Raw genomic sequence first — 9,591 nt, 5'->3', positions numbered from 1 at the left:
AACAAACCCTCTATTGATATTTACCCTAAAGACTTGCCTGCACTGCCTCCTGCTCTTTTTTAGTTCTGTCGAACTCACGTTTATTTAATTTTTTGCTATTAGAGTATGTAGTATTTTTAATGAAGTTGCGAACAACTAATTACCTAAAGTAATGCCATTTGGGATTAATAAAATCTATGCAATTTTCTAATCTGAAACATAACTTGTTAGCATTGATTTTGGTAGCGATCGCTTCTTTTTCTAGCAGTCTGCTAACAGCTTGTTCTACAACTTCTTCGGATACGCAAAGCCAAAATAACACCACTGCTACTGATACTAGCAACGAGCAACCGATGAACCACCGTGAAATGCATCACGGTAGTGGCATGAATCATAGTATGGTGATGGATTTAGGTACAGCTGATGCTAACTATGATTTGCGATTCATTGATGCGATGATACTGCACCATCAGGGTGCATTAGCAATGGCTAAAGATGCTTTGCAAAAATCAAAACGCCCTGAAATTAAAAAGCTCGCAAACGACATTATCAAAGCGCAAAATCAAGAAATTACACAAATGAAGAAGTGGCGCACAGCTTGGTATCCGAAAGCGGGAGATAAACCAATTGCCTATGATGCCCAACAGAATAAAACAGTGGATATGTCATCTAAACAAATGCAAGCCATGATGATGAACATGGATTTAGGTAATGCAGATTCAGAATTTGACTTGCGCTTTATTAACGCGATGATTCCTCACCATGAAGGCGCTGTGGCTATGGCTAAAGATGCTTTACAAAAGTCACAACGTCCAGAAATTAAGAACTTGGCTCAAGAAATTATCAAAGCCCAAAATATAGAGATTAACCAAATGAAACAGTGGCGCAAAACTTGGTATAACAAGTCGTAAATATTTTGTTTTGGTTGTTGACCTTCAACAGTCAACAGCCTTACCAAATTTCTCACAACTCAAATGGAATTGCTTTACTAGATTCTGTCTTCACGAACATGGATTGTAAGTAATTTCATAAATAAAACCGGATTTTTATATATGCGTGTTTATAAATATTACACATCTGTAAAAAATTATTTTTTTTAATAGATTTTTGTCAAACATAATTCAGGATGAATTCTGTGCGAATACGGATGAATAAACGGATTTAAAACCCCTTCCAAATTAGAAATTGTCTGGTATTCAATCAGTAACGGGTTCCAATCTCCGACTGATTGATTCTGACTCCTGAATTCTTCAAAAAAATAACTTATAAATTAGCAATGCTCAACTAAAATTTATGAGTGATTTCTGAGCTTCCTAGCTTGACTTAATATTTTTCATCGAAACAATCGATAAATAGAGTTGCAATTATGAATAAAAGCAGCAAAAATCACTGAGCTTATATTAATGTCCTAGAGACTTACCTTGCTAAAATCAATACTTTACTTGTACAGAATAAATTAAAAGTGAGTAACAAATGAGACACGAAAAACTTTCACCCGGTTTGCTATTGGCATATGAAGACTATCAAACAGAAGGAGAACAAGCTTTAATCACGCACAGGCGATCGCTAGGTATAATTGCCTCTAAAAGCCCTGTTAAGCCAACTAAGAGCGTCGTTTTTATCTATTGCGACTCTGATGCAGACTTGAGCCATTTGTCACAATACGGCATTGAAGTCAATCAAAACTCAGGAAGTGTACGGACAGCTTTCTTACCTATCGATGGTTTAGATCCCTTATCTGAAGAGGCTGCCGTCCAGCGTATTAAGCCATCACGTAAATTAAAACTACGGATGGACGTTGCACCAAAAGCAGTGCAAATATCAGATTTTCAGAGCAAAAATGCCTTGACTGGCAAAGGAGTCATCATCGGTATTGTAGATAGTGGCATTGACTCGTTACACCCCGCCTTTGCAGGTCGGATTTTACGTGTTTGGGATCAAACGCTGCCTGGCCCAGGAGTACCAGATGGTGGCTATGGGGCAGAATTTACAGGAATACAAATGAGCGTTTCCCAAGATACTAACGGTCATGGTACTCATGTTGCGGGAATTGCTTCCGGATCTGATACCACCTATGGAGGTGTAGCACCAGAGGCAGAATTAATCATTGTCAAGTCAGATTTGCAAGATGCCCACATTGCCGATGGTGTTCGCTACATTTTCCGCATAGCTAGCGAATTGGGGCGACCAGCAGTCGTGAATCTCAGTTTGGGCGGACACGCTGATGCCCACGATGGTAGTGACTCTCTGTCAAAAGTCATTGATGCCGAATCTGGGCCGGGACGAATTGTTTGCTGTGCGGCAGGCAACGAAGGAAACGATAATATTCACGGTCAAGCTCATGTAACCAACAAACGAAGCAAAGGTATGCGCTTTAATGTTCCCTTGAACCAAGTAGGTATACTCTGGTTAAACGCTTGGTATGGCAGTGAAGGAGAATTAGAAGTTTCAGTGCGGAGTCCTAATGGTTTCGTTACCCCCTTCCAAAAAATCATCACCGAGGGTAATCCCAGCCAAAAACACGATTTGCCAGATTCACAGGTAGAAATTGTGACACCGGGGCCAGATCCGATCAACGGCGACCATAATTTCTTCGTGCAAATTCGCGGTAAGGGTAATTCACCAGTACAAGGCGGTATTTGGCAGTTACGAGTACGTAATATTTCCTCGTCTGACACACGACTTGATATCTGGACGCTAGATGATGCTTCGGCAGTGTTTTTCACAGGTACAAGTGTAAAAGATTCACTGAAAATCGGTTCCCCAGGAGCTGCCGCTAGTGCAGTTACAGTTGCGGCTTATACTACTAAAGTTAAATACACAGATATTGATAATCAAGTGCGAGAAATGGGCTTGGAATTAAATACTATTTCTGAGTTCAGTAGTGAAGGGCCGCTGCGAAATAACGCTCAAAAGCCGGATGTAGCAGCACCAGGAGCAATGATTGTTTCTGCGCTTTCTTCAGCCGCCAATTTTGACCGTTCTATGACTATTAATTCTAAGTTTCTGGTCATGGCTGGTACGAGTATGGCAACTCCATTTGTAACTGGTTTAGTAGCATTGCTATTGCAGCGTAACCCCAAGCTTGACCCAGATGCGGTAAAAGACTTGCTACGCAAAAATAGCACCATTCCTGGAAAAACTACCGGAACGTTTGATAACAAATGGGGTTTTGGGCTGATTAATGCAGTTAATCTGTAGTTAAACTTATACCAATTCTTTATGAAGCTTCGCTAAATAAAGCTTCATAAAGAATTGGTATAACATCTGCTGTTACGGATGCTAGTGAATTAGCTGAAATTTTCAAAAGCTATCTACTTACTCTCACGAACTTATTGAGAATTTAAGGATGGTATCGTCTTAAAAAAGCAACATTTCAGCAAATCTGTAATTAGGATGAGATTCAAATATATTATACCTGTACTAAAGATAGGCGATAAAAACTTATAATTTTGGTAACTTGGTTATAACATAGGTTAGAAGTTGCTTGCTCTTTTACCAAGGTGTCGCTTATGAATTATCAGAAACTAGACGCTGCCTTATTGATGGCACTAAATGATGTTCAAAATCCTCAAGAACCAAGTTTAATAGTTTTTATCCATACAAAATCAGTTTTAGATTCTGCTGAAACTGCTGTTTTGGAAAGTTTTGGTATCAGTAATAGAACTAATAATAAAGATATATTGACGGCAACATTATCGCCAAATGCTATTTCTCAATTGTCGGAGCAAACTTGGGTGAAGTATATCCAATTGTCACAAAAATTGAATTTGGTTAATCAGACAAAAACAATAAGTAGTTTTAGTTTTTGAGTGCGATCACTCTTTAAAATCGATGGCGAATCAATGGCAAAATTAATAATTAACAGTTTGTGTAAAGTGTTGGGTGTTTAAAACTTTTACATACTATCTAGTTAGTAGCAAGATGTAGGACAAAATTAAGTCTTTAGGAATACATAAATTGCTAGATGGCATGTATACTAGGCAAATTTTAAATTATATAAGCAGTTAGTCAAAATAATTTAAAGTAAAGAGGCGAATATGACTCAGGAAGAAAAAAAGCTTATTAATTTATCAGTCCATGAATCCGTCGATCCAAGTATATTTAGTGCTAATTCAGAGTCTCAAGCTACCGGAGAGACGGGAGACTTAAATGACTCCGTTCATGATGACGAAAATGTTGATGTTCCCCATCCAAAACCGTTAGAGACTGAGAACGACGGTAACATTGTAAATAGTCAAGTTACCATTGCGAATTTAAGCGCTGGTTAAGCTTAAGTTATTTCTTCACTTCAGCAAAATACGAAGCGCGATCGCAATTTTCCTTGAATTCTAGAATTAATTTTGAATTTAGTGGTTTGATTTGATTGACAATCATCATCTCTACCCTTTCGGGGGTAGGGACACTTTCTCATCTGTGCCGTCCAATTAAATACTAGTATTAAAATACCTTAGTATGCACAGTGTAATAGTGAAATCTAGCTCTAACAGATATTCTTTAAATAAAAATTAAGTGCCTATTTATACCTCTTATTTGAGGAGTGAATTATTAGTAGCATAATTTATTATCAGTAAATGACTAATTAGAATCTGGGATTCCCTCTTACCAGTTGCTACATACAGTCCTAAACTGAAAGTGAGAGTTGAAAGGCAGTCGGGAGAAATTTTGTGAAAAAAGTATTAGCAATCATTCTCGGTGGTGGTGCAGGTACTCGCCTGTATCCCCTAACCAAGCTACGTGCAAAACCAGCTGTACCTGTAGCAGGGAAGTACCGCTTAATCGATATCCCTGTCAGTAACTGCATTAATTCAGAAATCTTTAAAATCTATGTCCTGACACAATTCAACTCAGCATCTCTAAATCGCCACATTGCTCGTACTTACAACTTTACAGGCTTCAATGAGGGATTTGTAGAAGTGTTAGCGGCACAGCAAACACCAGAAAACCCTAATTGGTTCCAAGGTACGGCTGATGCTGTGCGCCAGTATCTATGGCTAATGGAGGAATGGAACGCGGAAGAATATCTAATCCTCTCAGGCGATCACCTGTATCGCATGGATTACCGCCAGTTCATCCAGCATCATAGAGAAACAGGTGCTGATATTACTCTTTCAGTTATTCCCATCGACGAACGCCGCGCTTCAGACTTCGGTTTAATGAAGATTGATGATTCCGGCAGAATAATTGACTTTAGCGAAAAACCGAAGGGCGATGCCTTAAAAGCAATGCAGGTCGATACTACTGTTTTGGGATTGTCACAAGAACAAGCCCAACAACAGCCATACATCGCCTCAATGGGGATTTATGTCTTTAAAAGAGATGCTTTGTTTAAGTTGTTGAAAGAAGGTACAGAACGGACTGATTTTGGCAAAGAAATTATTCCTGATGCAGCCAAAGATTACAACATTCAAGCTTACTTATTTGATGACTACTGGGAAGATATTGGGACAATTGATGCATTTTATCATGCAAATTTAGCGCTGACTCAGCAACCAATGCCGCCCTTTAGCTTCTACGACGAAGACGCGCCAATTTACACTCGCGCGCGTTATTTGCCTCCGAGTAAACTTCTAAATTGCCACGTCACAGAATCAATTATTGGCGAAGGTTGTATTTTGAAAAATTGCCGCATTCAACATTCAGTGTTAGGAGTGCGATCGCGAATTGAAGCTGGGTGTGCAATTGAAGAATCTCTGCTCATGGGTGCAGACTTTTACCAAGCATCTGTAGAGCGTCATTGTAATATAGATAAAGGTGATATTCCCGTAGGCATCGGCACAGACACAATTATTCGTCGTGCCATCATTGATAAAAATGCCCGTATCGGTCACGATGTCAAAATTATCAATAAAGATAACGTGCAAGAAGCCGATCGCGAAAATCAAGGCTTCTACATCCGCAGCGGCATCGTCGTCGTCCTTAAAAATGCCATCATCCCTGATGGAACTATTATTTAGTCAGTAGTTAGTAGTCAGTAGTCATTAAGTTAATAGCCACTGACAACTGACAATGAAAAATGGACAAATGACTAAACTCTTGTTGTTAATTGGTCTTCCAGGTAGCGGTAAATCTACTTTGGCAAAACAATTAGTGGCAGAATGCCCCCAGATGCAGCTGATTTCAACGGATGCTATTCGGGGGCAACTTTTTGGTTCGGAAGCAATTCAGGGGGCTTGGCTGCTGATTTGGCGGGAAATCGAGCAACAATTTCAGCAAGCTATAGTCGCAGGTAAAACAGTAATTTTTGACGCTACTAACGCCCAGCGAAGACATCGCCGCGAAGTTATTGCCTTAGCACGCGATCGCGGCTTTACTTACATTACTGGAATTTGGGTGCATACGCCAGTTTGGCTGTGCTTGGCACGCAATAAACGTCGCATCCGACAGGTTCCTGAAGAAATTATCTTGCGGATGCATCGTCAACTTCGGGATGCCCCTCCCAGCCTAGAAGAAGGACTTGACAACTTGATTCGCTTTCCAGACAGTTAGAAGTACGGAAATTGCGCTGGCACGGTGAGCAAGAACCACACTTGATTTTGTCTATTGTTTGTTAATTTTAAATCAGAATCTTTTGCTTGGCATTATACCTGTCAAACAGCAAATCTCATATCTTAGAAAAAATCATAAACTAAATTTATACAGGAGGCTGGTAGATGGCTGCAACCGACTTCAAAGACTATTACGCAATTTTGGGAGTAAGTAAGACTGCCACTCCAGAGGAAGTTAAACAAGCATTTCGCAAACTAGCTCGTAAATATCATCCTGATGTCAACCCAGGAAACAAACAAGCAGAGGCAAACTTCAAAGAAGTTAACGAAGCTTATGAAGTTTTGTCAGACCCAGACAAACGCAAAAAATACGACCAATTTGGTCAATATTGGAAACAAGCTGGTCAAGGTTTCCCATCCGGCGGTGCTGGTGTCGATATGGGTGGTTTTGACTTCAGTCAATATGGCAATTTTGATGAGTTTATTAACGAGCTATTAGGGCGCTTTGGTGGTGCTAGCCCTCGCAGCGGACGACAAAACTACTCTTATCGTACTTCCACAGGCAGAACAAGTAGCGGTTTTAGTGGCTTTAATGATTTTGGTTTTCAAGATGCAGGTGCGGCTACTGCCCAGGATAGCGAAGCTGCGATCGCTTTAACTTTTGCGGAAGCCTTTGCTGGCGTACAAAAGCGCTTTAGCTTAGGTAACGAAACTTTAGATGTTCGCATTCCCGCTGGGGCGAAACCTGGTACTCGTCTGCGCGTGCGAGGCAAAGGTCAAATCAATCCTATGACCCAACAACGGGGCGATCTATTTTTAAAAGTTGAACTTCAGCCGCACTCGTTCTTCCAAATTGAAGGCGATAATCTGGTTTGCGAAGTGCCAATTACGCCAGATGAAGCCGCTTTAGGAGCATCTATCGATGTACCCACACCCGATGGCTCAGTAAATGTTAAATTGCCTGCGGGAGTGCGTTCTGGTCAATCTCTACGTTTGCGCGGTAAAGGTTGGCATCTCCCCAAAGGCGGGCGTGGCGATCAGTTGGTGAAGGTGGCGATTGTTCCACCAAAAGACCTGAGCCAACAAGAACGAGAATATTATGAAAAAATCCGGGCTATACGTACTTATAATCCCCGCAGTCACTTGCAACAGGTCAAATTGTAGTCAAGGCGATCGCAAATTCATTACAACTAAAGTTGCGGCTATCCCAACTTCGATTAGCTGCAACTTTAATCGTTTGGCGGCTTTTGTGCCATTCTCGCCATAATTATAGACTTGAAAGCTTTGATCGCCTCTGGGGTAGCCTCAGTAGCTTGCCATGATGGACGTGCCATCAAACGAGCGCACCAAGTATTTAGTTTTGGATATTCGTTCAAAGACACGCCTACATCTGGCAAGAGTGTTACTACAGTCCCAGCCACAACCTCGGCAAGAGTGAGGTTGTGACTGGCAAAGTAAGGGCGATCGTCTAATAAATTTTCAAAAAACTTCAGTACTTGAGCAATTTTTTGGAGTGCCTTCTCAATTTCTTCTGGTTCTCCTCCAGGTAAACCTAGAAATTGAGGTAGAAAGGTGGTAGTTGCTGGCAAAAGCTCATTCACAGTTACGAGTTGCACCATCCGCGCGATCGCTAAATCTTTTGCGTCCGTTGGCAACATAGTCGGCGTAGGATACTTTGCCTCTAAATAGTCCAAAATTGCCAGGGATTCCACTATATTTAAGCCGTCATCTACCAAAACTGGAACGTGGTGGAAAGGGCTAATTGCTAAAAAATCTGCTTGAAACTGCTCGCCATCTAGGTTCATCTCTACTAGTTCAAATTCAAGCTTTTTTTCCAGCAGTGTAATCCAGACACGGCGCGAATTTGGAGAAATCGGTGCGTGATACAGCTTCAGCATGAGAAACCTCACAGCTTGATGAGTAGAGCAGATAATGCTAATTTTACACTTTGCATTTTGGGGATTTGGCGATCACAGCATATTCCCACATATCATGCCATTTTCCTTAGCCAAGCATAAAATTTGTTTTATTTGCCAATTCTCATTTCGGAATTCTGAATTTCGCTGTATCTTTCAATCTGAAAGTAAAACGGTATTATGTATGCTCTTATTTCTTATTGAAAATTGCCATAAATTGGAATTGAGTTCAACAAATTAACTACTGATTATCCAGTTCGGTCAAACTCAATCCCAACTCAATCAACAAGAATTTTGCAATTTACTTCTGTGGAGAACCAATGCTAAGTATCAGACTAAAATCTACTTAGCCTTTCTTCCTGCTCGTTCGAGCAATGAGCCAATTTGTTGCACTTTTGCCGAAATATTAGCAGGCAAGTCTGCTGCAACTGCTTTTGTGTCCTCACCTAAATCAGTGAGAATTCTAGAAACAGCTGCGGTATCGCCACTTTGGATAGCTTGTTTGAGTTCGCCTAAATCTTCAGAAATATCATTACCTTCAAGCTTTTGCTGCCAAGCGTCAATGATGGCGAAGGCATCGTTGCTTTGAATTGTAGTTGGGTCTTTTTGCAGAGCGGCGATCGTGGTGTCGAGATCGACGGATTGAATCGGATTAACCATGATAGATTCCTCTGTTCAGTCGATATTGGTCGAACAAATTGTTGAAATTAACAAAATAGAACTCTCCCACACCGCCTTAATATTTCTAAATGTCTTAACTGAAATCCTCATTCTTAAGACATAGACAGAGGTTTAATTCCTTAGTTGATGAAATGTGTTCTATTTAACGTGAGTTCGACAGAACTAAAAAAGAGCAGGAGGCAGTGCAGGCAAGTCTTTAGGGTAAATATCAATAGAGGGTTTGTTAGGTAAGTAGGTGTAAGCAACCAAACCAGCTAACAAGTTAACCAGAAAGTTTAATGGACTCCGGTGTCGTGAGTGTTCTATTTGACATACATTTTTGAGATAATCATTAACAGACTCAATGACTGCTCGCTTGCGTAACAAGATTTTATCAATCAGTTTGAGCAAACGGTTTTTCATGTTTTTCTTTGACTTAGTAATAAACTCTAAACCTCGCTCATACAGTTCTTCAAAGATTTTTTGTGAGACATACCCTCTGTCTCCAAAAAGTTTACCAATTATATCCTCAGTCATCTCTGGAACAG

General features: G+C 40.5%; 10 protein-coding genes. 7 read left to right on the top strand and 3 right to left on the bottom strand.

The window, feature by feature from the left end:
• The first annotated feature begins 176 nt into the window (after positions 1-176).
• From I8752_RS20320 to I8752_RS20290, 7 genes are all read left to right on the top strand, one after another.
• Positions 177-890, top strand: coding sequence for a DUF305 domain-containing protein (locus tag I8752_RS20320; RefSeq protein WP_214434105.1), 714 nt, complete (start codon positions 177-179; stop codon positions 888-890).
• Positions 891-1,452: 562 nt separating this feature from the next.
• Positions 1,453-3,180: a S8 family peptidase gene (locus I8752_RS20315; RefSeq protein ID WP_214434104.1), complete on the top strand. Its 1,728-nt coding sequence runs from the start codon at positions 1,453-1,455 to the stop codon at positions 3,178-3,180.
• A 311-nt stretch (positions 3,181-3,491) separates the two neighbouring features.
• Positions 3,492-3,791, top strand: a complete 300-nt coding sequence (locus I8752_RS20310) for a hypothetical protein (RefSeq protein WP_214434103.1) — start codon at positions 3,492-3,494, stop codon at positions 3,789-3,791.
• Between the two features lie 228 nt (positions 3,792-4,019).
• Positions 4,020-4,250 carry a hypothetical protein gene (locus I8752_RS20305; protein WP_214434102.1) on the top strand — a complete coding sequence of 77 codons (231 nt, stop codon included), beginning with the start codon at positions 4,020-4,022 and terminating at the stop codon, positions 4,248-4,250.
• Positions 4,251-4,646: 396 nt separating this feature from the next.
• On the top strand, positions 4,647-5,936 hold the full coding sequence (locus I8752_RS20300; RefSeq protein WP_214434101.1) for a glucose-1-phosphate adenylyltransferase: 1,290 nt from the start codon (positions 4,647-4,649) through the stop codon (positions 5,934-5,936).
• A 67-nt stretch (positions 5,937-6,003) separates the two neighbouring features.
• Entirely contained in the window at positions 6,004-6,468 is a 465-nt protein-coding gene (locus I8752_RS20295) for an AAA family ATPase (protein WP_214434100.1), read from the top strand.
• A gap of 164 nt (positions 6,469-6,632) precedes the next feature.
• On the top strand, positions 6,633-7,631 hold the full coding sequence (locus I8752_RS20290; RefSeq protein ID WP_214434099.1) for a DnaJ C-terminal domain-containing protein: 999 nt from the start codon (positions 6,633-6,635) through the stop codon (positions 7,629-7,631).
• Positions 7,632-7,696: 65 nt separating this feature from the next.
• Here the strand turns inward: I8752_RS20290 and I8752_RS20285 are convergent, their stop codons facing one another.
• The 3 genes from I8752_RS20285 to I8752_RS20275 form a co-directional block, all read right to left on the bottom strand.
• Positions 7,697-8,365, bottom strand: coding sequence for a glutathione S-transferase family protein (locus tag I8752_RS20285; RefSeq protein ID WP_214434098.1), 669 nt, complete (start codon positions 8,363-8,365; stop codon positions 7,697-7,699).
• 360 nt (positions 8,366-8,725) lie between these two features.
• Entirely contained in the window at positions 8,726-9,043 is a 318-nt protein-coding gene (locus I8752_RS20280) for a hypothetical protein (RefSeq protein WP_214434097.1), read from the bottom strand.
• A gap of 183 nt (positions 9,044-9,226) precedes the next feature.
• On the bottom strand, positions 9,227-9,591 hold a 365-nt coding region (locus I8752_RS20275; RefSeq protein WP_214434096.1), incomplete at its 5' end, for a transposase.

Origin of the sequence: Dendronalium phyllosphericum CENA369 (assembly GCF_016056275.1) — a bacterium.
In the GTDB taxonomy this organism is placed as follows: Bacteria; Cyanobacteriota; Cyanobacteriia; order Cyanobacteriales; family Nostocaceae; genus Dendronalium; species Dendronalium phyllosphericum.
The sequence above is the reverse complement of the archived record's forward strand: the minus strand, read 5'-3'. Positions and strand labels throughout refer to the sequence as shown.